Below are 25,730 nucleotides of genomic sequence, written 5' to 3' on the forward strand. Positions count from 1 at the left end.
GTTCATGAGGTTGCCGGCCAGCGGCCGGCACTACCACTACGCCGCGATCGGCGCCTGCGGCGGCGAAGACGGGCTGTTGCCGTTGTCGTCCGGATGGTCGTCGTCGTTGCCCGCTTCGTCGCGCCAGCGCCAGTCGGCCAGGGTCAACGGATCCAGCCCATAGGCGATACGGGCCTTGTCGCACTGCGGGCTGGCCTTGCCGTATTCCCACGACGCATCCACCTCGCGGCACACGCTGGGCCGGTTGGGGTGGATGGTGCAGCGTGAATACACGCCGATCTGCGCATCCAGCGCCACGCAGCGCACCGGCTTGGAGTGGGTGCCGCGCATGCACAGCCGGTGCGGATCGAGCACCTCGGTCAGCTGGTGGGGGACGCCACCGGGAGTGACCTCGTCCGATTCCATCCAGTGGAAGGCCACGCGGTATTGAGTGCAGCAGGCGCCGCAGGTCATGCAGGGATGTTGCATGGGCAAGCCGCCCCGGGCGGCAGTCGGAATCAGGAACGAGGGTGCGGATTTTCCACGAAGTGGGCCGCCGCGCAAGAAATTCCGTAAGCGGCGACAATGAACGGATGAACCGACCCTGCAATATTTCGGCCCGTTTGCCTGAACTGGCGCGTGAACGCCCCGACCAGATCGCCATCCGCTGCCCTGGCCGCCGCGGCGCCGGCAACGGCATGGCCGCCTACGATGTGACCCTGGATTACCGCCAGCTGGACGCCCGCAGCGACGCCATGGCCGCCGGCCTGGCCGGCTATGGGATCGGCCGCGGGGTGCGCACGGTGGTGATGGTGCGGCCGTCGCCGGAGTTCTTCCTGCTGATGTTCGCGCTGTTCAAGCTGGGCGCGGTGCCGGTACTGGTCGACCCGGGCATCGACAAGCGCGCGCTGAAGCAGTGCCTGGACGAGGCGCAGCCGGAAGCCTTCATCGGCATTCCGCTGGCCCATGTGGCGCGGCTGGTCCTGCGCTGGGCACCGTCGGCAACCCGTCTGGTCACCGTCGGTCGGCGCCTGGGCTGGGGCGGAACCACTCTGGCCGCGCTGGAACGCGCTGGCGCCAACAGGGGGCCGATGCTGGCCGCTACCGATGGCGAGGACATGGCCGCGATCCTGTTCACCAGCGGCTCGACCGGCGTGCCCAAGGGCGTGGTTTACCGCCACCGCCACTTTGTCGGCCAGATCCAGCTGCTGGGCAGCGCCTTCGGCATGGAAGCGGGCGGCGTGGACCTGCCGACCTTCCCGCCGTTTGCCTTGTTCGACCCGGCGCTGGGCCTGACCTCGGTGATTCCGGACATGGACCCTACCCGGCCGGCGCAGGCCGACCCTGCGCGGCTGCATGACGCGATCCAGCGCTTCGGGGTGACCCAGCTGTTCGGCTCGCCGGCGCTGATGCGGGTGTTGGCCCGCCACGGCCGGCCCCTGCCAACGGTGACCCGGGTGACCTCGGCCGGTGCGCCGGTGCCGCCGGATGTGGTCGCTACCATCCGCAGTCTGCTGCCCGCCGATGCGCAGTTCTGGACCCCGTATGGCGCCACCGAATGCTTGCCGGTGGCGGTGGTGGAGGGCCGCGAGCTGGAGCGCACCCGTGCTGCTACCGAGGCCGGCGCCGGTACCTGCGTGGGCAGCGTGGTCGAGCCGAACGAGGTGCGCATCATCGCCATCGATGACGCACCGCTGCCGGACTGGTCGCAGGCGCGTGTGCTGGCGGTGGGCGAGGTGGGCGAGATCACCGTGGCCGGACCGACCGCCACCGACAGCTACTTCAACCGCCCGCAGGCCACCGCGGCGGCGAAGATCAGCGAGACCTTGGCTGATGGCAGCGTGCGCGTCGTGCATCGCATGGGCGACGTCGGCTACTTCGATGCGCAGGGTCGTCTGTGGTTCTGCGGCCGCAAGACCCATCGGGTGGAAACCGCGCATGGGCCGCTGTACACCGAGCAGGTCGAGCCGGTGTTCAATACCGTGCCCGGGGTTGCGCGCACGGCGCTGGTCGGTGTTGGTCCGGCCGGTGCGCAGGTGCCGGTGCTGTGCGTGGAACTGCAACGTGGTCAGTCAGACAGCCCGGCGCTGCAGGAAGCGCTGCGTGCGCACGCAGCAGCCCGCGCGCCAGAAGCCGGCCTGCAGCACTTCCTGGTGCATCCGGCGTTCCCCGTTGATATCCGTCACAACGCCAAGATCGGCCGCGAGAAGCTCGCCGTCTGGGCCAGCGCCGAACTGGAGAAGCGCGCATGAAGATCCTGGTCACCGGTGGTGGTGGTTTCCTTGGCCAGGCGCTGTGCCGCGGTCTGGTCGAACGTGGCCACCAGGTGCTGGCGTTCAACCGCAGCCACTACCCGGAACTGCAGGCCATGGGCGTGGGCCAGATCCGCGGCGATCTGGCCGATGCGCAGGCGGTGCTGCACGCGGTGGCCGGCGTCGATGCGGTATTCCACAACGGTGCGAAGGCCGGCGCCTGGGGCAGCTATGACAGCTACCACCAGGCCAACGTGGTCGGCACCGACAACGTCATCGCGGCCTGCCGTGCACATGGCATCAGCCGCTTGGTCTACACCTCCACGCCCAGTGTTACCCACCGCGCCACCCATCCGGTGGAGGGCCTGGGTGCCGATGAAGTCCCGTACGGCGAAGATTTCCAGGCGCCGTATGCGGCGACCAAGGCGATTGCCGAACAGCGCGTGCTGGCGGCCAACGACGCCTCGTTGGCGACGGTGGCGCTGCGCCCGCGCCTGATCTGGGGCCCGGGCGACCAGCAGCTGGTGCCGCGCCTGGCCGAACGTTCACGGCAGGGCCGCCTGCGCCTGGTCGGCGATGGCAACAACAAGGTGGATACCACTTACATCGACAACGCCGCGCTCGCGCACTTCCTCGCTTTCGAGGCATTGGCCCCGGGTGCAGCGTGTGCGGGCAAGGCCTACTTCATTTCCAACGGCGAACCGCTGCCGATGCGCGAGCTGGTCAACAAGCTGCTGGCCGCTGTGGGTGCACCGACGGTGGACAAGGCGATCAGCTTCAAGACCGCTTATCGCATTGGTGCGGTCTGCGAACGGCTGTGGCCGCTGCTGCGCCTGCGCGGCGAGCCGCCGTTGACCCGCTTCCTGGCCGAGCAGCTGTGCACACCTCACTGGTACAGCATGGAACCGGCGCGCCGCGATTTCGGCTACGTGCCGCAGGTCAGCATTGAAGAAGGGCTGCGCAGGCTGAAGGCTGCGTCATGACGTCAGGCTCACGGCGCTGAAGACTTCATCACGCGCAGAGCCTGCCATCACTGGTTGCACACCGCCGAATCGGGAGGATGGACCCACGCCATCCAACGGCCCGGACATCTGCGAGGAGCACCATGCTGCATTACGCCGTTATTTTCTTCGTCATCGCCATCATCGCCGCCGTGCTCGGCTTCTCCGGCATCGCCGGTGCCGCCAGCAACATTGCCTGGATCCTGTTCGTTGTGTTCCTGGTACTGGCAGTGATCTCGATGTTCCGCAAGCGCGGTTAGAAGACCGCAGGGTAGTGCCGGCCGCTGGCCGGCACTGCTCTTTCCGGTGGGTGCCGACCGTTGGCCGGTACGCTCCTTTGTAGAGTCGAGCCATGCTCGACTCTACAGAGAGCGCCCCTACACGGCGCTGTGCAATCCGCGATCGGCTTCATGGCGCTCCAGCGCCAGTTCGATCAGGCGCGTGATCAGCGTGGTGTAGTCCACACCGCTGGCGCCCCACAGCTTCGGGTACATGCTGATGCGGGTGAAGCCCGGCAGCGTGTTGACCTCGTTGATGACGATCTCACCGTCTGCGGTGAGGAACACATCCACGCGCGCCATGCCCGCACACTCCAGCGCCTGGTAGGCCTGCAGCGCGATCTGCTGGATGCGCGCCTGGGTTGCGGCATCGATATCCGCCGGCACCACCACCTCGGCGCCATCCTCGTTGATGTACTTGGTGTCGTAGGCGTAGAACTCGTCGTGTACCACCACCTCGCCGCACAGGCTGGCCTGCGGCAGTTCGTTGCCCAGCACCGCGCACTCGATCTCACGGCCGACCACCGCCGATTCCACCAGCACTTTGTGGTCATAACGCAGCGCCAGTTCCAGTGCCCCGGCGAAGCCCGCCGCATCCTTGACCTTGCTCACACCCACCGACGAACCCTGGTTGGCCGGCTTCACGAACAACGGCAGGCCGAGCTGCGCGATCACCGCATCGACATCGACTGCCGCCGCCTGATGGCGACGGATGCACAGCCACGGTGCCACCTGCAGCCCGGCGTCGCGCAGCAGGCGCTTGGTCACGTCCTTGTCCATCGCCACCGCCGAGCCCAGTACCGGCGAACCGACGAAGGGCAGGTTGGCCATGCGCAGCAGGCCCTGCAACGCACCGTCCTCGCCCAGCGGCCCATGCACGATCGGCAGCACCACATCGATCTGTCCCAGCGCACTGGCTGCATCGGACGGCTGCAGTTGTGACTGCTCGGCACCCGGGCGTACCGCCAGCGACGTGCCGGACCGATGCAGCGTGATGCGCGACGGATCATCGGCATTGATCAGGAAGGTATCCGGCTGGCTCAGATGCCACTGGCCCTGCTTGTCGATGCCGACCAGCACCGGCTCGAAGCGCTCGCGATCAAGCGCATCGAGGATGTTCTTCGCCGACTGCAGCGAAACTTCGTGCTCGGAAGACTTGCCACCGAAGATGATGCCGACCCGGGTCCGTGCCATGGTGTTGCGATGTCCTTTGCGTTGCGTGGCCGTACAGCATGAACCTTCCATTGCCGCTCAGGTGAGGCACAGATGAACCGCCTGGCGGCCGGCTCAAGTAGCGGCCAACCTTGGTTGGCTCCCGGAAATCCAGCGCCGACCAAGGTCGGCATCTACCAACGCGAGATGCCATCAGCATTGGGGTCAGAGCCCGTTGCGCAGCAACGGGATCCGACCCCAGTCGTTCCGACAGACTGCAGGAAACTGTCGAAGGCGGGGTGGTGTGGGTTTGCGGGGTGTGAGCCGCATGGGCCCGAGGCATGCCTCGGGCGGGTTGGGCAGGACGCCCAACCCCGGTCTTGCCGTGTGCGCAGGACAGCGCACACGAGCAAGCGGCGACCAAGCCCCCATGGACGGGTTCACGGCGTCCCCGTAAACCCACACCACCCCGCCTCCCACAGGAAGCCAGCCTTTGATGTTGCTCTGGCAGTGGCCTCTGCGGGTGCCGGGCAGCAGCCCGGCCCAAGCCCCCCACCCACGCAGGTAGAATGCACACATGGCTCTCTCCCTGCTCAAGTCCCTCAAGCCGGTCGCCGGCCGCGCCCTGCAGATCGCCCTGAACCGCGCGCTGGCGCTGGATCCGGATACCCGCCACGCGCTGGCCAGCCTGGATGGCCGGCATATCGACCTGACCCTGGAAGCGCCCTCTCTGGCGATGCGCATCAGTGTCGATGGCGACCAGCTGCGGGTCGGTCCAGTGGACGCACAGGAAGCCGATCTGGCCGTGCGCAGCAGCCTGGCCGGCGTGCTCGCGCAGCTGCCGTTGCTGGCCAGTGCACGGCGCGCCGACAACAACGGCAAGGGCCGCGTGCGCGTGGCCGGCGATGCCGAACTGGCGCGCCGCCTGCAGCAGCTCGCCAAGGGCTTCGATCCGGACTGGCAACAGCCCTTCGTCAGCGTGTTCGGCGAGGTGCTGGGCGTGCAGGTTGCCAACACCCTGCGCAGCGCTCTGCAGCACGCGCGGCAGGGCGCGATCGACCTGGCCCACAGCGCCGCCGAATTCATCACCGAGGAATCGCGCGACGTGGTGCCGCGCGCTGAGCTGGATGCCTTCCATGATGATGTGGACGTGCTGCGCGATGACGTCGAACGTCTCGGCGCGCGCGTACAGCGCCTGCGGGGTGCCGCATGAAGGCTGTGCTGCGCGCCAGCCGCATTGGCCGGGTGATCCTGCGCTACCGCCTGGACGACCTGCTGCAGGGCACCCCCGCCGAGCGCTGGCTGCGCCTGGCCAAGCCGTTCGTGCCGCGCGCTTCGGCCGACATCGCTGCTCAGTCGCGCGGTGCACGCCTGCGCCTGGCACTGCAGGATCTCGGCCCGATCTTCGTCAAGTTCGGCCAGATCCTGTCCACCCGCCGCGACCTGGTGCCGCCGGACGTGGCCAATGAATTGACCCTGCTGCAGGACCGCGTCAAGCCGTTCGATGGCGAGACCGCACGCCGCATCGTCGAAGAAGCGCTCGGCCTGCCGGTCAGCGAGGCCTTCGCCAGCTTCGACACCGAGCCGCTGGCCTCGGCGTCGATCGCACAGGTGCACGCGGCCACGCTGGCCGATGGCCGCCAGGTGGTGGTCAAGGTGCTGCGCCCGGGCATCGAGAAGCAGATCGACGCCGATATCGCGTTGCTCAATTCGCTGGCTGCCCTGGTCGAGCGCACCCATCCGCGCGCCGACAAGATCCGTCCGCGCGAAGTGGTGGCCGAAGTCGAAAACACCCTGTCCGCCGAGCTGGACCTGCAGCGCGAAGGCGCCAATGCCAGCGTGCTGCGCCGCTTCTGGGAAAACAGCGACGACCTGTACGTGCCGGAAGTGATCTGGAGCCACACCGCCGAGCGCGCGCTGACCCTGGAGCGCGTGTGGGGCATCCCCTCCGATGACATTGCTGCACTGGACAAGGCGGGCATCGACCGCAAGGCACTGGCTGCCAAGGGGGTGCGGGTGTTCTACACCCAGGTGTTCCGCGACAACTTCTTCCATGCCGACGCGCATGCCGGCAACATCTGGGTCGACACCGATCCGTCGCGCCGCGCCAACCCGCGCTTCATCGCGCTGGACTTCGGCATCATGGGCCAGCTCTCCCAGGAAGATCAGTACTACCTGGCCGAGAACTTCATGGCCATCTTCAACCGCGATTACCGCCGCATCGCCGAACTGCACGTGCAGGCGCGCTGGATGCCGGACAACGTGCGCATCGATGATCTCGAGGCCGCCGTGCGTTCGGTGTGCGAGCCGTACTTCACCCGGCCGCTGTCGCAGATCTCGCTGGCCGAAGTGCTGATGAAGCTGTTCCGCGTGGCCCAGCGTTACCAGCTGACCCTGCAGCCGCAGCTGATCCTGCTGCAGAAGACCCTGCTGAACATCGAAGGCGTCGGCCGCCAGCTCGACCCGCAGATCGACATCTGGGCAGTGGCCAAGCCGGTGCTGGCGAAGATCCTGCGCGAGCGCTACAGCCCGCGCCGCGTGGTGCGCGAGATCGGCAAGCGGCTGCCGGAAATCATGACCCACGCGCCGGACATGCCGCGCCTGGTACACGCCTGGCTGACCCAGCAGGTGGAAGGACGCCACGAACTGTCGATGCGTTCGCGCGACCTGGCCGCACTGGATGCCAGCGTGCAGCGCCTGCAGAAGCGCGCGGTGGGTGCGATCACCGGTGTCGGCCTGCTGGCCATCGCCGCACTGATGTATGTGGTGCAGCCACCGGGCTGGTACTGGGGTGACCTGCCGATGTGGAGCTGGCTGTCCGGTGCGGTCGGTGCGGTCGCGCTGCTGCGCGCGTGGTGGAAGTAGGCCCCGTGCTGAAAGCGCTCAAGGACGAGCTGGTCCGCTTCGGCGCCGACAACGACGCACGCGAAAGCGAGCGCGGCCGACGCATGCTCAACATCACGCCTGACACCGGTGAGTTCCTGTCGGTTCTGGTGCGATTCGGCAACACTCACCGGGTGCTGGAAATCGGTACGTCCAACGGCTATTCCACGCTGTGGCTGGCCGAGGCCGCCGCCGCCATCGGCGGCCACGTGACCACGCTGGAGTACGCCGACGACAAGGTGGCGATGGCGCGAGCCACGTTTGCACGGAGTGGCCTGGGTGATCGCATCAGCCTGGTCCATGGCGATGCCGGGCTCTGGCTGGCGCAGGCCGCCGATGCCTGCATCGACCTGCTGTTCCTCGATTCGGACCGCGGGCAGTACGCCGGCTGGTGGCCGCAGCTGCGCCGCGTGCTGCGCCCCGGTGGCCTGCTGGTGGTGGACAACGCCACCTCGCATGCGGAAGAGATGCAACCGCTGCGCGTGCTGCTGGATGCTGATCCGGACTTCAGCACCAGTCTGGTGCCGGTGGGCAACGGCGAGTTGCTGGCCGTGCGCAACGCCTGACCGGCGCATCTGCCTACCTGGGGTCAGATCCCTTTTCCACAGGGAAAGGGATCTGACCCCGATCAGGGCACCCGTATAATCCCGCGGTGAGCACCGAACCCGATACCCTCGCCGCGGTCGAGACCGACACCGCGCCCCTGCAGCTGCTGTACCTGGATGAGCGCCTGGCCGTGGTCAACAAGCCTGCCGGGCTGATGGTCCACGACAGCAAACTGGCCCGTGGCGAAGACGACTTCCTGGCCGACCGCCTGCGCGAGCAGCTGGGTCGCCCGATCTTCCTCGTGCATCGCCTGGACCGGGCGACGAGCGGCTGTCTGCTGCTGGCTTTCGACCGCGAGACCGCCAGCACGCTGGGCAAGGCGCTGATGGGCGGTGAAGTGGCCAAGGACTACCTGACGGTCTGCCGTGGCTGGCCGGCCGAGTTGTCCTGGCGGGTCGACCACGACCTCGACGGTGGCCCGGGCAAGCCGGTGAAGAAGCCGGCAGTGACCGACTTCCAGCGCCTGGCCACCGGCGAGCTGTCAGTGCCGATCGGAGAGTTCACCAGTTCGCGCTATGCATTGCTGCGCTGCCAGCCGCAGACCGGGCGTTTCCGGCAGATCCGCCGGCACCTCAAGCACCTGTCGCACCACATGATCGGCGACACCAGCCACGGTGATGGTCGGCACAACCGCATCTTCCGCATGCAGGGCGTACACCGCATGCTGCTGCACGCCGAGCGCCTGCGCTTCCCGCATCCGGACGGTGGCACGGTGGACGTGCGTGCGCCGTTGGACGGCGGGTTCCAGAAGGCGCTGGACCTGTTCGGCTGGCAGGTGGATACCGCTTGACGGTAGTGCCGGCCGCTGGCCGGCAGCTACGCGATTCCAGATGTACTGGGGAGCCGGCCAGCGGCCGGCACTACCTCACTTCTTTTCCGGCTCGTTGACGATCGCTTCCAGGTCCTTCTGCAGGTCCGCGAACAACGGCTGCATGCGGGCCTGGATCGCCACCATCACGTTCTGCATCAGGGCCGGGGTCTTGTCCAGCAGGCTCTGGCCGGCGGCGCTCTCGTAGAACTCGGCCATCGCCAGCACGTCTTCCTTGCTGAACGTCTTCTTGTACAGGTCCACGTACATCGGCCGCAGCTGCTGCCACGACAGGGCCTGGCGCAGGGTCTGGCTGGTCCGCGCCTGGATCCGCTTCAGCTGCTCCTGCTGCTGGGCGTTGAGCTGGCGCTGCGCGGCCACCTGCTGGAACTGTTGCTGCTGCATCGCCTCGATCTGCGGCAGCATGGTGTCGATCATGCTCTGCGCGCGCGAGGCTGACAGCAGGCGGTTGATGTCGCCATCGGTCGGCGGGGCGGCCAGTGCCGGAACGCTGGCCACGGCCAGCGCCAGCAGCAGGGCGGCGCGGCGCAGCAGGGACGGCAGGGCGGGTGTGGTGCGGGTCATGCGGGGCTTCCTGCAGTACATGGGACGGCCAGCATACCGGCAGCCGAGGCGAAGGCGGCGTGTTCGGTACCTGATCGGCGGCATACGGTGCGCAATGACGCACTCCGTCGCGTGGCTGCCGCTACAATGCGCGGATGGGCAGTGGACCGGTCACCATCAGCGCGCAGCTTGAAATCCCCGACGGCGAGATCGTCGAGCGTTTCGTACGTGCCAGTGGTGCCGGTGGCCAGAACGTCAACAAGGTTTCCACCGCGGTGGAACTGCGTTTCGATGTGGCCGGCTCGCCCTCGTTGCCCGAACCGTTGCGCGAACGCCTGCTGGCGCGGCGCGACCGGCGCATGACCGGCGAAGGCGTGCTGGTCATCGACGCGCAACGATTCCGTACCCAGGATCGCAATCGCGAGGATGCGCGCGAGCGGCTGGCGGCCTTCATCCAGGCCGGGCTGCACGTGCCCAAGCCACGCAAGGCCACCAAGCCGACCCTCGGGTCGAAACTGCGTCGTCTGGACGCCAAACGCGGGCGCGCGCAGGTCAAGCGCGGGCGCTCATCACGTGACTGGGAGTGATTGCTTGAACAACCCGACGCCGTTGCTGCCGGCCATTCCGCCGAACATGCCGCAGGTCAAACCCAACCGCTTCCTGCGCTGGCTGGCGCGCTGCACGCTGCGCATGGGCGGCTGGAAGGTTACCGGCACCCTGCCCGACATCCCGAAGCTGGTCTTCATCATCGCCCCGCATTCGTCCAACTGGGATGGCCTGTGGGGTATGGCGGCCAAGATCGCACTGGGCATGAAGGTCAAGGTGCTGGGCAAGGCCTCGCTGTTCTGGTGGCCACTGGGCCCCCTGTTGCACAAGCTGGGCGTGATCCCGCTGGACCGCAGTTCGCCGCAGGGCACGGTGGGCCAGGCGGTGGACCTGCTGCGCAACAACGAGAAGATGTGGTTTGCCATCACCCCGGAAGGCACGCGCAAGGCGGTGAAGGACTGGAAGGCCGGTTTCCTGAAGATCGCGCGGATGGCTGATGTGCCGGTTCTGGCGGCGTATTTCCATTACCCGGAAAAGATCATCGGCATCGGCCCGGTGTTCCATCCCAGCGGAGACGACGCAGCCGACATGGCGGCGATCCGCGAGTTCTACCGGCCCTGGATCGGCAAGACCCGCGGCACGGTCTGAGCCGGCCGCGCGCCGCTGCCTAGACGCCACGTCCGGCACATGCCGGGCGTGCGCGACAGGAGTAGGGTGGACGGCTGGTATCCCATACCGTCTGCCCAAGGAGCGTTTTACATGTCGCGTACCGTAGTCCTGGCCGCCGCCATCAGCCTGGCGCTGGCGGCCTGTTCCGGCAAGGAGTCCACCCCCGTGTCCGATGCCCAGAAAGCCCCGGCCCAGCAGCCGGCCGAAGCCTCCACCAACCCGCTGCTGAGCGCCAGCACGCTGCCGTTCCAGGCCCCGCAGTTCGACAAGATCAAGGACAGCGACTACCTGCCGGCCTTCGAAGAAGGGATGCGCCAGCACCTGGCTGATGTCCGCAAGATCGCCGACAACCCTGAGCCGGCCACCTTCGACAACACGCTGGTGGCGATGGAGCGCAGCGGCGAGACCCTGAACCGCGTGTCGCGCATCTTCTTCGGCCTGGTCCAGGCCGACGGCACCGAAGCGCGCCAGAAGATCCAGGAAGACATCGCACCGAAGCTGGCCGCGCACCAGGACGAGATCAACCTCGACCCGAAGCTGTTCGCGCGTGTGAAGTCGCTGTACGACCAGCGTGACACGCTGGAACTGGACCCGGTGCAGAAGCGCCTGGTCGAGCATTACTACGACGGCCTGGTGCGCGCCGGTGCCCAGCTGTCCGACGCCGACAAGGCGAGCCTGCGCAAGCTCAACGTGGAAGAGACCACCCTCTCCACCCAGTTCCACACCCGCCTGGTGGCCGCTACCGCCGCTGCCGCCGTGGTCGTCGACGACAAGGCCAAGCTGGCCGGCCTGGACGACAATGCGATCAACAACGCTGCGTCTGCCGCCAAGGACCGCAAGCTGGATGGCAAGTTCCTGCTGCCGCTGCAGAACACCACCCAGCAGCCGGTGCTCGGTTCGCTGACCGATCGTGACCAGCGCGCCGCGGTGCTGAAGGCTTCGGAAACCCGCGCAGAGCGTGGCGATGCCAACGACACCCGGCAGACCGTACAGCGCCTGGCACAGCTGCGTGCGCAGAAGGCCAAGCTGCTCGGCTTCGACACCTTCGCCGACTACCAGCTGGGCGACCAGATGGCCAAGACCCCGGCCGCTGCGCTCAAGCTGCTGACCGACACCGTGCCGGCCGCGACGGCCAAGGCGCGTGCCGAAGCCGGCGAGATCCAGAAGGTGATCGACGCGCAGAAGGGTGGTTTCCAGGTCGCTGCTTCGGACTGGGATTTCTACGCCGAACAGGTGCGCAAGGCCAAGTACGATCTGGACGAGTCGCAGATCAAGCCGTACTTCGAACTGGACAACGTGCTGCAGAACGGCGTCTTCTACGCCGCCACCCAGCTGTACGGCATCACCTTCAAGCCGCGTACCGACATTCCGACCTACAACCCGGACATGAAGGTATACGAAGTGTTCGACAAGGACGGCACTTCGCTGGCCCTGTTCTACACCGACTACTTCAAGCGTGACACCAAGTCCGGCGGCGCATGGATGGACGTGTTCGTCGAACAGGACGGCCTGACCGGTGCCAAGCCGGTGGTCTACAACGTCTGCAACTTCACCAAGCCGGCCGACGGCCAGCCTGCGCTGATCAGCTTCGACGACGTCACCACGATGTTCCATGAGTTCGGCCATGCGCTGCACGGCATGTTCTCGAACGTGAAATACCCGTCGATCGCCGGCACCGCCACTTCGCGTGACTTCGTCGAGTTCCCGTCGCAGTTCAACGAGCACTGGGCGCTGGATCCGAAGGTGTTTGCCAACTACGCCAAGCACTACAAGACCGGCGAGGCGATGCCGCAGGAACTGGTCGACAAGATCCTCAAGGCACGCAGCTTCAACCAGGGCTATGCGACCACCGAGTACCTGTCGGCCGCGCTGCTGGACCTGGCCTGGCACACGCAGAAGGCCGATGCGCCGCTGCAGGATGTCGGTGCGTTTGAAGCCAGCGCACTGAAGAAGTTCAAGGTCGACCTGCCGCAGGTGCCGCCGCGTTACCGCACCACCTACTTCGACCACATCTGGGGTGGTGGTTATTCGGCCGGTTACTACGCCTACTTCTGGGCCGAAGTGCTGGACCATGACGCCTACCAGTGGTTCACCGAACACGGTGGCCTGACCGCCGCCAATGGCCAGGAATTCCGCGACAAGATCCTCTCGCGCGGCAACAGCGTGGAGCTGTCGACCCTCTACCGCGATTTCCGCGGCAAGGACCCGTCGGTGGAGCCGCTGCTGAAGTTCCGCGGCCTGAAGTAAGCGCGGCCTGAAGTACGAAAGAAAGAACGGCGGGGCAACCCCGCCGTTTTTCGTTGTGTCGCTCATCCACGCATGGCGTGGATCCATGTGTCGACCAAGGTCGACACCCACCCCGCCATCCCAAGCAATGCCAGCCTCCGCTGTTGCTGTTGTTGTTGAGGTTGCCGGCCAGCGGCCGGCACTACCCCGGGTGCCGGGCGCAGCCCGGCCATCACGTCCCTACATGCACCCGGTTCGCCTGCTCGGCCAACCCCAGGTGGTCCAGCGCGATGTCCAGCGCCAGCACATAACTCTGCGCGCCATACCCCGCGGCGATGCCCAGGCGCTGGCCGACACCGGCCGGCAGGCACGGCTCGGCCACCGCGCCGTCGTCATGCACTTCCACGTAGGCGTTGTGCAGGTACGGCAGCAGCCGCTGCAGGCGCAGGCTGTTGGCACACGCACCCGGATCGAGCAGCGTCACCTCGCCACGGCTGTGATCGGCCACGCGCAGCGCATCCAGCAGTTCCTGTTCCGAACCGCAGGCACGGATCGCGACGCTGGTGCCGGCGTCGATCGCGCGATGCACCAACGACTTCAGTACCGGCGCCGGCAGCGGCATTGCCGTGCGGATCAATGCACCGGCCGCTTCCGGGCCGCGGATGATGAAGATCGACATGGCTCAGCCCTCCTGCGCCAGACGGCGGCCAACGATGGCCAGCGACAACGGGTAACCGGCCTGCTGGCTGCGCTGGTCGACCACCACTGCGGCGGGACCGTGCTGCAGGCGCAGGCGTGCCTCCAGGCCGGGCTCGCTGGGGGACTGCAGCTCGATGTACTGCGCCGGCAGCCGTTCCAGCGCCGCCTGCAGCGCGCCACCTTCGGCCTGCCATTGCGCCTCGTCGGCGGCGCCGACATCCAGCAGTACCCAGTCGGCCGAGCGCGCCTGTGGCTGGCACAGGCACTGGCGCACCTCGGACAGGCTGGCGCAGTCGCTGCACAGCACGCGATGGCCGCTCAGCTGCGCCGGCAGCTGCGGGTGCGGCGCCGACGGAGACGCGTGGCGGATCACCAGGAGGGTCATACAACACCTTGCGGAATGCGCCCTGCGGCGCGGTGGGCACACGATGCGCGTGCTGCCCGTAAAGGTGCGATGCCCGCGGCCGGGTCGGGGCGTAAAACCTGCGTAACCCGTGCATCGGTAGCGCGGGGCCATGCCCGGCGGCGTGTTGGAACGGCCACGCTGCGCGCTCGCCGGGCGTGGCCCGGCGCTAACGGAACCTCCTGCGCCCGGATGTGGTCTGATGCAGCTACCAATCACCCGGAGCCTGTCATGGATGCTGTTGCCCGTCCCCCGTTTTCCGAACGCGCACTTGCCTGGTTGAAGAAGGAGGCGCTGCCGTTGCTGGTGATGCTGGGTCTGCTCGCCGCCGCCCGCGATACCCTCGCCAACCACTACGTGGTGCCCAGCGGCTCGATGCAGCCGACCCTGCAGCCCGGCGACCGGGTGGTGGTGGACATGCGGGCCTATGGCCTGCGCCTGCCGTTCACCGGCAAGGAACTGATGTCCACCGGCGTTCCGCAGCGCGGTGAAGTGGCGGTGTTCGATTCACCGGCCGACGGCACCCGCCTGATCAAGCGCGTGGCAGCAGTGGCCGGTGATCACGTGCAGCTGCGCGACGGCCATCTGAGCATCAACGGCCAGCCGCTGCAGATTGCCGACCTGCAGGACGTGGAAGCCTTCGGCGACCGCCATGCCAGCCTCGACCTGGACATGGGCGGCGGCCCGGACATCGCCGACCTGGTGGTGCCGGACGGCAAGGTGCTGGTGCTGGGTGACCACCGTGGCAACAGCTTCGATGGCCGCTTCTTCGGCTTTGTCGACGCCGACAAGGTCTACGGCCGCGCCGTGGCGGTGTATTACCGCCGAGGCGCTGGCTTCGAGTGGCAGCGCCTGTAAGCTGAATTGATACTTCCTGTGTATCAATCCTGACCTATCAGGTTATGGATCGACTGGATGGGCGGGCCTAGTCTGAGGCCCGTTCCCTCCCACGCCCGGCCATCCCCACCGGCCCTTCGATTCCATGACTGGCGAAACCACGGCGGCCGTCGAGCACCGCCTACACACCGTCGACTCCGACGCCGAGACCCGCATCCAGCAGGGCACACCGGCTTTCCGCCGCACCGCGCTGGCGCTGTTCCTGGCCGGCTTCTCCACCTTCGGCCTGCTGTACACGGTGCAGCCGCTGCTGCCCGAGTTCAGCCGCCACTTCGGCGTGTCCGCCGCCGGCAGCGCGATGTCGCTGTCGCTGACCACCGGCACGCTGGCGGTGGCAATGCTGCTGGCCGGCCTGCTGTCCGACGCGGTCGGCCGTCGCCCGTTGATGATCGCTGCGTTGCTGGCCTCGGCCATGCTGTCGCTGAGCACTGCGCTGGTGGACGACTGGACCACGCTGCTGGTGCTGCGCACCCTGCTTGGCCTGGCGCTGAGCGGCGTGCCGGCAGTGGCGATGACCTACCTGGTCGAGGAAATGGACAGCCGCGCGCTGGGCCTGGCGATGGGCCTGTACATCGGCGGCAATGCCATTGGTGGCATGAGCGGGCGCCTGCTGGCCGGCATCATCGCTGACCACTGGGGCTGGCGCTGGGGCATCGGTGTGGTCTCGATCATCGCAGTGGCCAGCACCGTGCTGCTGTGGCTGCAGCTGCCGCCGTCGCGCCACTTCCATCCCCGCCGTGATGGCCTGCGCCAGTTGCCGTCGCGCTGGCGCACGCTGTTCGCCGACCCGGGCCTGCCGTGGCTGTTCGCTACCTCGTTCGTGCTGATGGGTGTGTTCGTCACCCTCTACAACTATCTGGGCTACCACCTGCTGGCGCCGCCGTACCACCTCAGCCAGACCGTGGTCGGACTGATCTTCAGCGTGTATCTGGTGGGTACCTTCAGTTCGGCATGGATGGGGCAGCAGGCCACGCGCTACGGACGCGGCCGCATCCTGTCGATCTCGTTCGCACTGATCGGTGCCGGCATCGTGCTGCTGGCGATGCCATGGCTGAGCACGATGGCGCTGGGCATCGCGCTGGTGACCTTCGGCTTCTTCGGTGGCCACTCGGTGGCCAGCAGCTGGGTTGGCAGCCGTGCCGGTGCGATGCGCGCGGAAGCCTCGGCGCTGTACCTGTTTGCCTACTACCTCGGGTCCAGTGTGCTGGGCGGAGTCGGCGGCCTGGCCTATGCGGCCTGGGACTGGCTGGGCGTGTGCCTGTTCGCTGCCGTGCTGACTTTGATCGGTGGTGGCATCGTCTGGGCGCTGCAGCAGCGCACCCCGCAGCCGGTGACGGCGTGACCCAACGCGCGCTCCACTTGGGCGCGGCGCTGCTCTGGTAGATGCCGACCTTGGTCGGCGCTCTGGCAGGGGGGCCAACCAAGGTTGGCATCTACCAAAGCTGCATGGTCGGCCGTATCACCCCTCCGCGAACGCCCCGCGCAGCAGCCCAGCAAAATTGCGGATCAACGGCGTCACCCCCTCGCGATGCCACGCCAGCTGCACCTCCGAATGCGCGCCGGCGTCTGCAAGCGCCACGAAGCGCGCACCCTCCACGCGGATGTGGTCGCACGACGACGGCAGGATTGCCGCACCCAGCCCGGCGGCGGCCAGACTGATCAGCGTCGAAGCCTCACCGGCTTCCTGCACGATGCGTGGAGTGAAGCCGGCGGCGGCACACAACGCGATCATGTGGTCATGGATGCCGGCGCCGGCGCTGCGCCGGAATGCCACGAACGGTTCCTGCGCGAAGTCGCGCAGCGACAGCGTGCCCTGCTTCGACAGCCTGCGCAGGGCAGGGTGGTCGGCATGCACGATCAACGCCAGCGGATCGACGAACAGGCTGTGGGCCACCAGCTCCGGCGGCAACGCGCGCTTGCGGATGATGCCCACGTCCAGGCTGCCATCGAGCAGCGCATCGATCTGCTGCAGGGTGTTCATCTCGCTCAGCTGCAGTCGCACCTGCGGGTACTGCTGGCGGTAGCGCAGGATCGAACGCGGAATCTGCGGTGACAGCGGCGTGGCCCGGGTCAGGCCGATGCGCAACTCACCCTGCTCACCGCGCTGCGCGCGCTGCACCTCATCCACCGCCGTTTCCACCTGCTGCACGATGGCGCGTGCACGTTCCTGCAGCAGCTCACCGGCAGGCGTCAGTTGTACACGACGATGGCTGCGCACGAACAAGCGCGCACCGATCAGGTCCTCCAGCTGGCGGATCTGCTGGCTGAGCGGCGGCTGCGACATACCCAGCCGCTCCGCCGCCTGTCCGAAGTGCAGCGTATCGGCAACGGCGAGGAAGTAGCGCAGGTGGCGGAGTTCGATGGACATGGGTGCAGTCTATCCAGCCCGACGCCGGGAATCGTCATCCACGCATGGCGTGGACCAACCGTGTCGACCAAGGTCGACACCCACCAGGAGCAGGCCATGCCGTTCCGACAGATCGCGGGAATCTGTCAGAGGTGGGGAGGTGTGGGTGGGCAGGACCGTTGGCGCCATGGATGGCGCCATCGAGCCCCCAAGGACGGGTTTACGGCGTGTCCTGCCCACCCACACCGCCCCGCCATCCCACGGAATCCCCGCTGTTGCCTTTGACGTTGCCGTTGCCTCTGCCGTTGCCGTTGATTCGGCAGGTGCAGGGCGCAGCCCTGCCGACAACCCCTCACCGCTCCGAATGCCCGCTCTGGTCGTAATCGCGCGGACTGAACAATTCCGGCTGGATCAGCTCGATGAACGCCCGCGCCTGCGCCGACAACGCCTTGCCACGCCGCACGATCACCCCGTAACTGCGTTCGGGGAACCAGCGTTTCATCGAACGCGCCGCCAACCGCTCGCGGTCAGCCTCGTTCAGGCACAGCGCCGGCACGATGGAAATGCCCATGCCCATCGCCACGTACTGCTTGATCACCTCCCAGCCGCCCACCTCCAGCGCGACCGTGTACGCGATGCGGTGGCGCTGGAACACCTGGTCCACCAGGCGGTAGGTGATCTGCCGCTTCGGCGGCAGCACCAGCGGGTAGCGCGCGATATCGGCCAGCTCCAGCTCGCCGCCACTGGCCAGCGGATGGTCGTGCGGGGCGATCAGCACCTGCTCGAAGCGGTAGGCCGGGGCGTAGCTGAGGTCGGCCGGTACATCGGTCATCGAACCGATCGCCAGGTCAGCCGCGTCCTCGCGCAGCAGGTCGGTGCCGTCGGCGCTGATCGCGTTGTGCAGGGTCAGTCGCACATCCGGATGGTGCAGGCGGAAGCGTTCGACGATCTTCGGCAGCAGGTACAGGATGGTCGAGCTGTTGGCGGCGATGTTCAGCTCGCCCGCGTCCAGGCCACGCACCTTGTCGCGGAAACGCGCCTCCAGCCCGTCCAGGTTCTCCACCAGCGGCTGTGCCATTTCGTACAGCAGCTGGCCCTCGCGGCTGGGCACCAGACGGCGCCCGCTGCGCTCGAACAACGGCACCCCCAGCTCCCGTTCCAGCGCCTGCAACTGCAGGCTGATGGCCGGCTGGCTGACGAAAAGTGCCTCAGCCGCCCGTGAGACTGAGCCCAGGCGTACGGTCTGGCAGAACGCGCGCAGCGGCTTCAGCCGGTCGGATTTGTAGGAAAAACGAGGGCTTGGCGGGGGGCGTGTGCTCATCGTGTCACAAGTATTAGCACAAATTATGTAGAACATTGCAAAAACTGTTTTGCCAAATACTCGGCCCCAGCGGCACCGTGGAGACGTTCCCCCACCGCTGGAGTCGCCCCATGTCCGCCGTCGCTTCCGCTGTTCCCACCCCCGCCAGCAAGGCCACCCCCGGCATCGCCCTGGCGACCCGCGTGGCCGGCCAGGACACGCTGCTGCCGGCGCCGCTGCTGGCCCTGCTGGTGTCGCTGCACCGTGCGGTGGAACCGGGCCGGCAGGCACGGCTGCAGGCGCGCCGCGAGCGCCAGGCATTCTTCGACCAGGGCGGCCTGCCGGACTTCCGCCAGGACACCACCGCGATCCGCAGCGGGGACTGGACCGTGGCGCCGCTGCCGGCCGCACTGCAGGACCGTCGCGTCGAGATCACCGGCCCGACCGACCCGAAGATGGTCATCAATGCGCTGAACTCCGGCGCCAAGGTGTTCATGGCCGACTTCGAGGATTCGACCTCGCCGACCTGGCGCAACCTGCTGGCCGGCCAGCAGTCGCTGGCCGCTGCGGTGCGCGGCGACCTGCAGTACACCGCACCCAATGGCAAGCACTACGCGCTGCGCCCCTATGAGGAGCAGGCGGTGCTGATCGTGCGTCCGCGCGGCTGGCACCTGGACGAAAAGCATGTGCGCGTGGATGGCCAGTTCCTCGCCGGCGGCCTGTTCGATGCGGCGGTGTTCGCCTTCCACAACGCCCGCACCCTGCAGGCCAAGGATCGCGGCCCGTACTTCTACCTGCCCAAGCTGCAGAGCATGGAAGAGGCCGCGCTGTGGGAGATCGCGCTGTCGCACATCGAAGGCATGCTCGGCCTGCCGCACGGCCAGATCAAAGTGACCGTGCTGATCGAAACGCTGCCGGCGGTGTTCGAGATGGACGAGATCCTGCACGCCCTGCGTGATCGCATCGTCGGCCTGAACTGCGGGCGCTGGGATTACATCTTTTCGTACCTGAAGACCTTCCGCCGTCACGCCGATCGCGTGCTGCCCGAGCGCGGCCAGGTGACCATGACCCAGCCGTTCCTGAAGGCGTATTCGGAACTGCTGATCCAGACCTGCCATCGCCGTGGTGCGCATGCGATGGGCGGCATGGCCGCGCAGATTCCGATCAACAACGATGCCGCCGCCAACGAACAGGCGATGGCACGCGTGCGCGCCGACAAGCTGCGCGAAGTGACCGCCGGCCACGACGGCACCTGGGTCGCGCATCCGGCGCTGATTCCGGTGGCGATGGCGATCTTCGATGAGCACATGCCCGGTGCGAACCAGCACAGCGTGCTGCGCCAGGATGTGCGTGTCGGCCGCGACGAACTGATCGCGCGGCCGCCGGGCACCATCACCCGCGCTGGCTTCGAAGGCAACGTGGAAGTCTGCGTGCGCTATCTGGCGGCGTGGCTGGATGGCAACGGCTGCGTGCCGATCCACCACCTGATGGAGGATGCGGCCACCGCCGAGATCAGTCGCAGCCAGCTGTGGCAGTGGCTGCATACGCCGGGCCAGCAGCTGGACGATGGCACCGCGATCGACCCGGCGCTGCTGGATTCCACACTTTCGCAGCTGCCGGCACGGCTGGGCGATACCGCTGCGTTGCCCGGTGGCGCGCGCATCAGCGAGGCCATCGCCCTGCTCGGCGAACTGAGCCGCAGCGAAGAACTGACCGATTTCCTGACCCTGCCGGCCTACGCGCGCATCGACTGATCGCCGCCCGCGTATCCCGCCGTTTCCCTCCCCGCTGCACGCACGAACCGAACTGGAGAAAGACATGAGCAAGCTGCCCACTGCCGAACAGATCCAGCACGACTGGGATACCAACCCGCGCTGGGAAGGCATCCAGCGCAACTACAGCGCCGCCGACGTGGTGCGCCTGCGCGGCACCGTCCACATCGAGCACTCGCTGGCCCGCCTGGGTGCGGAGAAGCTGTGGGCGTCGCTGCATGAGCGCGAGTTCGTCAACGCGCTGGGTGCACTGACCGGCAACCAGGCCATGCAGCAGGTCAAGGCGGGTCTGAAGGCGATCTACCTGTCCGGTTGGCAGGTGGCGGCCGACGCCAACCTGGCCGGTCAGATGTATCCGGACCAGTCGCTGTACCCGGCCGATTCGGTGCCGGCGGTGGTCAAGCGCATCAACAACACGCTGCTGCGCGCCGACCAGCTGCACCACGCTGAGGGCAAGGACGACATCGACTTCCTGCAGCCGATCGTGGCCGATGCCGAAGCCGGTTTCGGTGGCGTGCTCAATGCGTTCGAGCTGATGAAGGCGATGATCGAAGCCGGCGCCGCTGGCGTGCACTTCGAAGATCAGCTGGCCTCGGTGAAGAAGTGCGGCCACATGGGCGGCAAGGTGCTGGTGCCGACCCGCGAGGCGATCGAAAAGCTCAACGCTGCGCGCCTGGCCGCGGACGTGCTGGGCGTGCCGACCCTGCTGGTGGCGCGTACCGATGCCGAGGCTGCCGATCTGCTGACCAGCGACATCGACGGCAACGACAAGCCCTTCGCTACCGGCGAACGCACCGTCGAGGGCTTCTACAAGACCCGCAATGGCCTGGACCAGGCGATCAGCCGCGGCCTGGCCTATGCGCCCTATGCCGACCTGGTGTGGTGCGAGACCGGCAAGCCGGATCTGGAATTCGCTCGGAAATTCGCGGAGGCAATCCATGCGAAGTTCCCAGGCAAGCTGCTGGCCTACAACTGCTCGCCCAGCTTCAACTGGAAGAAGAACCTGGATGACGCCACCATCGCCAAGTTCCAGCGTGAACTGGGCAGCTACGGCTACAAGTTCCAGTTCATCACCCTGGCCGGTTTCCATGCGCTGAACTACGGGATGTTCAACCTGGCCCATGGCTACGCGCGTCGGCAGATGAGCGCGTTCGTGGAACTGCAGGAAGCCGAGTTCGAAGCGGCCGAGCGCGGCTTCACCGCAGTCAAGCACCAGCGTGAGGTCGGCACCGGCTACTTCGATGCGGTGACCCAGGCGATCCAGCAGGGCCAGTCGTCGACCACCGCGCTGACCGGCTCGACCGAGGAAGAGCAGTTCCACGGCGGGCGCAGCGAACGCGCGGCGTGATGCGGTAGTGCCGGCCGCTGGCCGGCAACCACGCGATCCTCCGGGCACCACGGGGAAGCCGGCCAGCGGCCAGGCTCTACCGAAGCCTGGAGATCCGATCAGGGTGGCCAGGGAAGGGCCAGACAACGCCGGCCGGTCGGGGGACCTGCCGGCGTTGTTGTATCGATGCAAAGGCGTGGTCAGCAAGCAGCGTCAATCAGGCGCACCCCCGCGTACCGGCAACTTGGCCGAAAGCCTGTGAAGAGTGCCATCGGGTTGATCCAGCAGGACTTTTGCCCGGACACCCGTGACCAGAACGGCCACCACGCATCCTCACATCAGGCAAGATCGCCGGGGCATTAAAAATGAGATAGGGCGCACACTTTAAAGCGGTGCTATGCTCCGCGGCTCACCAGGGGACGCTGGCGGCGGGTGCAGGGAATGACCGGCAGGGGTGCGGCCGAGAACAGTGATGTGACGTCAGGTATCGCCCGGGTGGCGATGGCCGAGATCGTGCACGCGCTGCTTTCCGCTGCCGAGGTTGCATTGTTTGCCAGATTTGCCCGCCCATGCAAGCTTCATGCCGGACAGTGGTTGTTCCAGCGTGGCCATCGCGGCGAACGGATGTATGTGATCCTCCAGGGCCAGATCGAACTGGACTTCGGCGAGGACCTGGTGATCAAGACGCTCGGCCAGCATGAGTTCTTCGGTGAGCTTGGCCTACTGGTCGGCGATCACCTGCGCAGCGCCAGTGCACGCGCGCTGGCCGACTGTGAAGTGCTGGAGCTGGGCCCGGCTGACTTCCATCGCCTGGTGGAATCCGATCCCGGCCTGGTCGCCTACTTCCTGCGCCGCACGATCATGCGCGTGCTGACCAACGAGCAGGCCCTGATCAGCCAGCTGCGCCGGCGCAACCACGATCTGGAAACCGCGCTGGACAACCTGTACATCACCACACACCAGTTGACCCACACCCGTGAACTGGTGCGTACCGATGAACTGACCGGGCTGCACAACCGTCGCGGCCTCACCCTGTACCTGCAGGAGTGCCGCGCCGATGGTGACGGGTTGCCGCAGGCACTGCTGCTGATCGACTGCGACCGCTTCAAGCAGATCAATGATCGTCACGGCCACCAGGCCGGCGACCGAGTGCTGCAGAGCATGGGCAACATCCTGCGCTCGATGGCCGGTGAGCAGGACCTGGCCTGCCGCCTCGGCGGCGATGAGTTCTGCCTGATCCTGCGCCGTGGCAACCATGAGATCGTGCAGCACGCGGCCGAGTTCATCCTCAGCGCGGTGCATGGCCTGCTCGAACGCAGTCATGGCACGCCGCATGTCAGCCTGGTCAGCATCGGTGCCAGCCTGCTGGTGCCGGAGGCAGGCTGGAGCGAGTGGTATGCCTGTGCGGATCGTGCGCTGTACCAGGCCAAGCGCGATGGCGGCAACTGCCTGCGCTGGGGCGGCGACTCCGAAAACGGACAATGAGCAGCAGAGGTGGCAATGGACGGCATTCCGGATTTCCTCCCGATGCAGAGTTCGCAAGTGCGGACCCTGCTGTTCACCGATCTGTGCGATTCGCTGCAGCTGGTCGAGCGGATCGGTGACGTTGCCGCCGCTGAGCTGTTCCAGCAGCATGACCGTCTGGTGCTGGGCCTGCAGCAGCGCTGGAACGGCCAGCTGATCGATCGCTCTGACGGATTGTTCATCCTGTTCGAACGTCCCATCGATGGCATCGGCTTTGCCCTTTCCTACCAGAACGCCGTTGATGCACTGGGGCGCGACCGTGGCGTCGTCCTGCGTGCACGCGCCGGCCTGCACGTGGGTGACGTGCTGCTGTGGAACAACAGTGCCGAGGCCGTTGCTCACGGCGCAAAGCCGGTGGAGGTGGAAGGCCTGGCCAAGCCCATGGCTGCGCGCCTGATGCAGCTGGCGTGGCCTGGACAGGTTCTGCTGTCTTCGGCTGCCGAACAGATGGCGCGTCGGGCAGCCAGCGAACTGCCCTGGGCGGCCGATGAGCTGCGCTGGAAGGATCACGGCTGCTGGCGCTTCAAGGGCATCGGCGAACGCCAGGAAGTCTTCGAGGTGGGACTGCGTGGCAGCGCCCCGCTACGTCGCCCGCGCTCGGGCGAAAAAGCGTGGCGGGATCTGCCGCTGTGGCGTCGCCCAGCCGCGCTGGTGACCGAGGCGGCGCTCATGCTGGCGCTATGCGGAGTGTTGTGGACACTGTTTCGGCCGGCACCGGCCATCGCCTTCGCCGAACGCGATTGGGTGATCGTGGCGGCGGTGCACAACGCCACGGCTTATCCGCAGCTGGATAGCAGCCTGGAGCAGGCGCTGTATATCAGCCTGGGGCAGTCGCGCTTCGTCAACATCCTCAGCGAGCTGAAGGTGCGTGACACGCTGCAGCTGATGCAGCGCCCTCCGCAGGCGCGGCTGGACCGCAGGCTGGCCATCGAGGTCGCGCTGCGTGACGGAGTTCGTGCGGTATTGATCCCCAGCGTGCTGGAGCTCAACGGCAAAGTGCGGGTCAGTGTCGAAGTCGTGGATCCGCGTAGTGGACAGACCGTTTACACGCGCTTTGCCGACGGCCGCGGGCTGGACTCGATCCTCGCCTCGACCGATCACGTGGTTGCGGCGTTGCGTACCGACCTTGGCGAAGCGCTTCGTGACGTCGGCGCTGACCAGCGACCGTTGCCTACCGTGGCTACCGCCAATCTGGACGCACTGCATGCGTATGCCAAGGGCGTGGATGCAACGGCTGCGGCGCGCTACGACGATGCGTTGATGTTCTTCGAGCAGGCAACCCGGCTGGATCCTGCCTTTGCCTTCGCCTACGTCGGGCAGATGAACATCCAGCACGCCAAGGGCAACCTGGAGCAGGCCGCGGCGCTGTACCACAAGGCGGTCAGCCAGCGTACGCACCTGACCGCGCGCGACCAGCTCTATCTCGATGCCTGGGCGGCCGATTTCGAAGGTGCACCGCCTGCACGCATCGCTGACAAATGGCGCATGCTGACCGAGTTGTACCCGGACGACCCGGCCGGCTGGATGAACTACGCGCTGGTGCTGTTCGCGCAGGGGGACTATGACGGCGCCCTGGCAGCTGCCCAGCCATTGCTTGGCCGCCAGCACTCGCGTCGTGCATTGGTGCTGGCGTTCGTCGCACGGATCCAGCTGGCACGCGGAGAGACGGGCGCCGCAGATGCCGCGCTGCGGGGCGCCCGGCTGCATCCGGGCTGGAATGGCGATGGCATGGAGCCGGTGCTGGCAGCACTGACCGGTGATTTCGCTGCAGCCAACGCCAGTTTCGAAGCCATGGCACCGCTCGGGCTTGGCACGCGCATGGAGCGCGCGGCGGTGCTGGCCATGCAGGACCGCAGGACGGAGGCGGCCGCTGACATGCAACAGCTGGCGTCGCAATGCAGAACTCGCGGCGGCATGTGCGACATCCTGGCCCTGCAGGCACTGGCTTGGCGCGGACAAGCCGGTGCCCCGGCTGTGGAACAGCAGTACCAGCAGGTACTGGACCGGGCATTGGCGGCCATCGATCGCAGTCAGCCGGCGCCCGCGCGCCGCAACGCATTCATTGCCTTGGCGACGGCCTACCATGCCGTACGTGCCGGACAGGCGTCCGTGGTGGCCAATCGGCAGGACGCGCTGCAGGCCCTGCCGGAACGGGATGGTGATCCTCGCCTGCGCGAACTGTGGAACCTGCTGCAGGCGCGTATCGCATTCGACCAGGGCAAGTTGGCGCATGCGCAGTCACTGCTGGCCCAGCGACCCGATGCAAGCCTGTTCCAGTGGCGGGTGTTGCAGCTGGACCTGTTGCGTGCTCGCGGCGACCACGATGCTGCCGCTCGACAGGCGCATTGGCTGCAGCGTCATGCGGGCCTGGCCTTCGCCGAAAGCATCGGCGACTACGCGCTGCTGCCGCTGAACGTCATGGACGCACAGCGGCTTGCCCTCCAGAAGGGCACAACCCTCGCCGCTGGCACAGGCGCGCCGGTCGCACCCTGATCGA

General features: G+C 67.0%; 23 protein-coding genes. 16 read left to right on the top strand and 7 right to left on the bottom strand.

Going from position 1 to position 25,730, the window contains the following annotated elements; translation table 11 throughout:
* Window positions 1-36: 36 nt before the first annotated feature.
* Window positions 37-468 carry a YkgJ family cysteine cluster protein gene (locus tag ACZK2G_RS01025; protein WP_046985344.1) on the bottom strand — a complete coding sequence of 144 codons (432 nt, stop codon included), beginning with the start codon at window positions 466-468 and terminating at the stop codon, window positions 37-39.
* Between the two features lie 104 nt (window positions 469-572).
* On the opposite strand from ACZK2G_RS01025, the gene oleC reads away from it, so the two are divergent.
* From oleC to ACZK2G_RS01040, 3 genes are all read left to right on the top strand, one after another.
* A complete protein-coding gene (gene oleC / locus ACZK2G_RS01030) occupies window positions 573-2,231 on the top strand; it encodes an olefin beta-lactone synthetase (RefSeq protein WP_136638495.1) in 1,659 nt (552 codons plus the stop codon).
* The gene (gene oleD / locus ACZK2G_RS01035; RefSeq protein ID WP_046985342.1) at window positions 2,228-3,214 is read left to right on the top strand and encodes a 2-alkyl-3-oxoalkanoate reductase; all 987 of its coding nucleotides are present in this window, start codon (window positions 2,228-2,230) and stop codon (window positions 3,212-3,214) included. Before oleC ends, oleD begins: the two co-directional genes overlap by 4 nt.
* A gap of 122 nt (window positions 3,215-3,336) precedes the next feature.
* A complete protein-coding gene (locus tag ACZK2G_RS01040) occupies window positions 3,337-3,492 on the top strand; it encodes a DUF1328 domain-containing protein (protein WP_004153593.1) in 156 nt (51 codons plus the stop codon).
* Between the two features lie 117 nt (window positions 3,493-3,609).
* On the opposite strand, the gene ddlA is transcribed toward ACZK2G_RS01040, so the two are convergent.
* Window positions 3,610-4,704, bottom strand: coding sequence for a D-alanine--D-alanine ligase (ddlA, locus tag ACZK2G_RS01045; RefSeq protein ID WP_478474418.1), 1,095 nt, complete (start codon window positions 4,702-4,704; stop codon window positions 3,610-3,612).
* 535 nt (window positions 4,705-5,239) lie between these two features.
* On the opposite strand from ddlA, the gene ACZK2G_RS01050 reads away from it, so the two are divergent.
* The 4 genes from ACZK2G_RS01050 (at window position 5,240) to ACZK2G_RS01065 (ending at window position 8,941) form a co-directional block, all read left to right on the top strand.
* Entirely contained in the window at window positions 5,240-5,875 is a 636-nt protein-coding gene (locus tag ACZK2G_RS01050; RefSeq protein ID WP_046985340.1) for a ubiquinone biosynthesis accessory factor UbiJ, read from the top strand.
* Complete coding sequence (gene ubiB / locus ACZK2G_RS01055) at window positions 5,872-7,527, top strand: ubiquinone biosynthesis regulatory protein kinase UbiB (protein WP_253079464.1); 1,656 nt, start codon at window positions 5,872-5,874, stop codon at window positions 7,525-7,527. The genes ACZK2G_RS01050 and ubiB overlap by 4 nt, the downstream gene beginning before the upstream one ends.
* 5 nt (window positions 7,528-7,532) lie before the next feature.
* A complete protein-coding gene (locus ACZK2G_RS01060) occupies window positions 7,533-8,111 on the top strand; it encodes an O-methyltransferase (RefSeq protein WP_046985338.1) in 579 nt (192 codons plus the stop codon).
* Window positions 8,112-8,197: 86 nt separating this feature from the next.
* On the top strand, window positions 8,198-8,941 hold the full coding sequence (locus ACZK2G_RS01065) for a pseudouridine synthase (protein ID WP_136640064.1): 744 nt from the start codon (window positions 8,198-8,200) through the stop codon (window positions 8,939-8,941).
* Window positions 8,942-9,016: 75 nt separating this feature from the next.
* Here the strand turns inward: ACZK2G_RS01065 and ACZK2G_RS01070 are convergent, their stop codons facing one another.
* Window positions 9,017-9,544, bottom strand: a complete 528-nt coding sequence (locus ACZK2G_RS01070) for a DUF2059 domain-containing protein (protein ID WP_337302943.1) — start codon at window positions 9,542-9,544, stop codon at window positions 9,017-9,019.
* Between the two features lie 134 nt (window positions 9,545-9,678).
* Here ACZK2G_RS01070 and arfB point away from each other — a divergent pair, with 134 nt between their 5' ends.
* The 3 genes from arfB (at window position 9,679) to dcp (ending at window position 12,985) form a co-directional block, all read left to right on the top strand.
* On the top strand, window positions 9,679-10,110 hold the full coding sequence (gene arfB / locus ACZK2G_RS01075) for an alternative ribosome rescue aminoacyl-tRNA hydrolase ArfB (protein WP_046985335.1): 432 nt from the start codon (window positions 9,679-9,681) through the stop codon (window positions 10,108-10,110).
* Window positions 10,111-10,114: 4 nt separating this feature from the next.
* Complete coding sequence (locus tag ACZK2G_RS01080) at window positions 10,115-10,717, top strand: lysophospholipid acyltransferase family protein (RefSeq protein WP_012509731.1); 603 nt, start codon at window positions 10,115-10,117, stop codon at window positions 10,715-10,717.
* 111 nt (window positions 10,718-10,828) lie between these two features.
* The gene (gene dcp / locus ACZK2G_RS01085; protein ID WP_046985334.1) at window positions 10,829-12,985 is read left to right on the top strand and encodes a peptidyl-dipeptidase Dcp; all 2,157 of its coding nucleotides are present in this window, start codon (window positions 10,829-10,831) and stop codon (window positions 12,983-12,985) included.
* Window positions 12,986-13,196: 211 nt separating this feature from the next.
* Here the strand turns inward: dcp and ACZK2G_RS01090 are convergent, their stop codons facing one another.
* Window positions 13,197-13,643 (bottom strand): 3-dehydroquinate dehydratase, encoded by a 447-nt coding sequence (locus ACZK2G_RS01090; RefSeq protein ID WP_004153636.1) that lies wholly within the window; start codon window positions 13,641-13,643, stop codon window positions 13,197-13,199.
* Between the two features lie 3 nt (window positions 13,644-13,646).
* A complete protein-coding gene (locus ACZK2G_RS01095; RefSeq protein ID WP_253079467.1) occupies window positions 13,647-14,048 on the bottom strand; it encodes a hypothetical protein in 402 nt (133 codons plus the stop codon).
* Between the two features lie 249 nt (window positions 14,049-14,297).
* Here ACZK2G_RS01095 and lepB point away from each other — a divergent pair, with 249 nt between their 5' ends.
* Both lepB and ACZK2G_RS01105 read left to right on the top strand, forming a co-directional pair.
* Window positions 14,298-14,924 carry a signal peptidase I gene (gene lepB / locus ACZK2G_RS01100; protein WP_136640087.1) on the top strand — a complete coding sequence of 209 codons (627 nt, stop codon included), beginning with the start codon at window positions 14,298-14,300 and terminating at the stop codon, window positions 14,922-14,924.
* A gap of 124 nt (window positions 14,925-15,048) precedes the next feature.
* On the top strand, window positions 15,049-16,305 hold the full coding sequence (locus tag ACZK2G_RS01105) for an MFS transporter (protein WP_430767122.1): 1,257 nt from the start codon (window positions 15,049-15,051) through the stop codon (window positions 16,303-16,305).
* Window positions 16,306-16,422: 117 nt separating this feature from the next.
* Here the strand turns inward: ACZK2G_RS01105 and ACZK2G_RS01110 are convergent, their stop codons facing one another.
* A complete protein-coding gene (locus ACZK2G_RS01110) occupies window positions 16,423-17,331 on the bottom strand; it encodes a LysR family transcriptional regulator (RefSeq protein WP_014645561.1) in 909 nt (302 codons plus the stop codon).
* A gap of 331 nt (window positions 17,332-17,662) precedes the next feature.
* On the bottom strand, window positions 17,663-18,631 hold the full coding sequence (locus ACZK2G_RS01115; protein WP_337302941.1) for a LysR family transcriptional regulator: 969 nt from the start codon (window positions 18,629-18,631) through the stop codon (window positions 17,663-17,665).
* A 110-nt stretch (window positions 18,632-18,741) separates the two neighbouring features.
* Here ACZK2G_RS01115 and aceB point away from each other — a divergent pair, with 110 nt between their 5' ends.
* The 4 genes from aceB to ACZK2G_RS01135 all read left to right on the top strand — a co-directional run bounded on the left by aceB (window position 18,742) and on the right by ACZK2G_RS01135 (window position 25,726).
* On the top strand, window positions 18,742-20,364 hold the full coding sequence (gene aceB, locus ACZK2G_RS01120) for a malate synthase A (RefSeq protein WP_478474423.1): 1,623 nt from the start codon (window positions 18,742-18,744) through the stop codon (window positions 20,362-20,364).
* 64 nt (window positions 20,365-20,428) lie between these two features.
* Entirely contained in the window at window positions 20,429-21,730 is a 1,302-nt protein-coding gene (aceA, locus tag ACZK2G_RS01125) for an isocitrate lyase (RefSeq protein ID WP_004153647.1), read from the top strand.
* A gap of 420 nt (window positions 21,731-22,150) precedes the next feature.
* Window positions 22,151-23,194, top strand: a complete 1,044-nt coding sequence (locus ACZK2G_RS01130; protein ID WP_046984329.1) for a GGDEF domain-containing protein — start codon at window positions 22,151-22,153, stop codon at window positions 23,192-23,194.
* 42 nt (window positions 23,195-23,236) lie between these two features.
* Complete coding sequence (locus ACZK2G_RS01135) at window positions 23,237-25,726, top strand: putative peptide modification system cyclase (RefSeq protein WP_253079472.1); 2,490 nt, start codon at window positions 23,237-23,239, stop codon at window positions 25,724-25,726.
* Window positions 25,727-25,730: the final 4 nt, after the last annotated feature.

Source organism: Stenotrophomonas sp. 107298_Sma (assembly GCF_056480345.1).

Excerpts from the sequence above, each read along its gene's own strand:
- ACZK2G_RS01025 (WP_046985344.1), bottom strand. The coding sequence starts at position 468 with ATGCAACATCCCTGCATGACCTGCGGCGCCTGCTGCACTCAATACCGC.
- oleC (WP_136638495.1), top strand. The coding sequence starts at position 573 with ATGAACCGACCCTGCAATATTTCGGCCCGTTTGCCTGAACTGGCGCGT.
- oleD (WP_046985342.1), top strand. The coding sequence starts at position 2,228 with ATGAAGATCCTGGTCACCGGTGGTGGTGGTTTCCTTGGCCAGGCGCTG.
- ACZK2G_RS01040 (WP_004153593.1), top strand. The coding sequence starts at position 3,337 with ATGCTGCATTACGCCGTTATTTTCTTCGTCATCGCCATCATCGCCGCC.
- ddlA (WP_478474418.1), bottom strand. The coding sequence starts at position 4,704 with ATGGCACGGACCCGGGTCGGCATCATCTTCGGTGGCAAGTCTTCCGAG.
- ACZK2G_RS01050 (WP_046985340.1), top strand. The coding sequence starts at position 5,240 with ATGGCTCTCTCCCTGCTCAAGTCCCTCAAGCCGGTCGCCGGCCGCGCC.
- ubiB (WP_253079464.1), top strand. The coding sequence starts at position 5,872 with ATGAAGGCTGTGCTGCGCGCCAGCCGCATTGGCCGGGTGATCCTGCGC.
- ACZK2G_RS01070 (WP_337302943.1), bottom strand. The coding sequence starts at position 9,544 with ATGACCCGCACCACACCCGCCCTGCCGTCCCTGCTGCGCCGCGCCGCC.
- arfB (WP_046985335.1), top strand. The coding sequence starts at position 9,679 with ATGGGCAGTGGACCGGTCACCATCAGCGCGCAGCTTGAAATCCCCGAC.
- dcp (WP_046985334.1), top strand. The coding sequence starts at position 10,829 with ATGTCGCGTACCGTAGTCCTGGCCGCCGCCATCAGCCTGGCGCTGGCG.
- ACZK2G_RS01090 (WP_004153636.1), bottom strand. The coding sequence starts at position 13,643 with ATGTCGATCTTCATCATCCGCGGCCCGGAAGCGGCCGGTGCATTGATC.
- ACZK2G_RS01095 (WP_253079467.1), bottom strand. The coding sequence starts at position 14,048 with ATGACCCTCCTGGTGATCCGCCACGCGTCTCCGTCGGCGCCGCACCCG.
- lepB (WP_136640087.1), top strand. The coding sequence starts at position 14,298 with ATGGATGCTGTTGCCCGTCCCCCGTTTTCCGAACGCGCACTTGCCTGG.
- ACZK2G_RS01105 (WP_430767122.1), top strand. The coding sequence starts at position 15,049 with ATGACTGGCGAAACCACGGCGGCCGTCGAGCACCGCCTACACACCGTC.
- ACZK2G_RS01110 (WP_014645561.1), bottom strand. The coding sequence starts at position 17,331 with ATGTCCATCGAACTCCGCCACCTGCGCTACTTCCTCGCCGTTGCCGAT.
- ACZK2G_RS01115 (WP_337302941.1), bottom strand. The coding sequence starts at position 18,631 with ATGAGCACACGCCCCCCGCCAAGCCCTCGTTTTTCCTACAAATCCGAC.
- aceB (WP_478474423.1), top strand. The coding sequence starts at position 18,742 with ATGTCCGCCGTCGCTTCCGCTGTTCCCACCCCCGCCAGCAAGGCCACC.
- aceA (WP_004153647.1), top strand. The coding sequence starts at position 20,429 with ATGAGCAAGCTGCCCACTGCCGAACAGATCCAGCACGACTGGGATACC.
- ACZK2G_RS01130 (WP_046984329.1), top strand. The coding sequence starts at position 22,151 with ATGACCGGCAGGGGTGCGGCCGAGAACAGTGATGTGACGTCAGGTATC.
- ACZK2G_RS01135 (WP_253079472.1), top strand. The coding sequence starts at position 23,237 with ATGCAGAGTTCGCAAGTGCGGACCCTGCTGTTCACCGATCTGTGCGAT.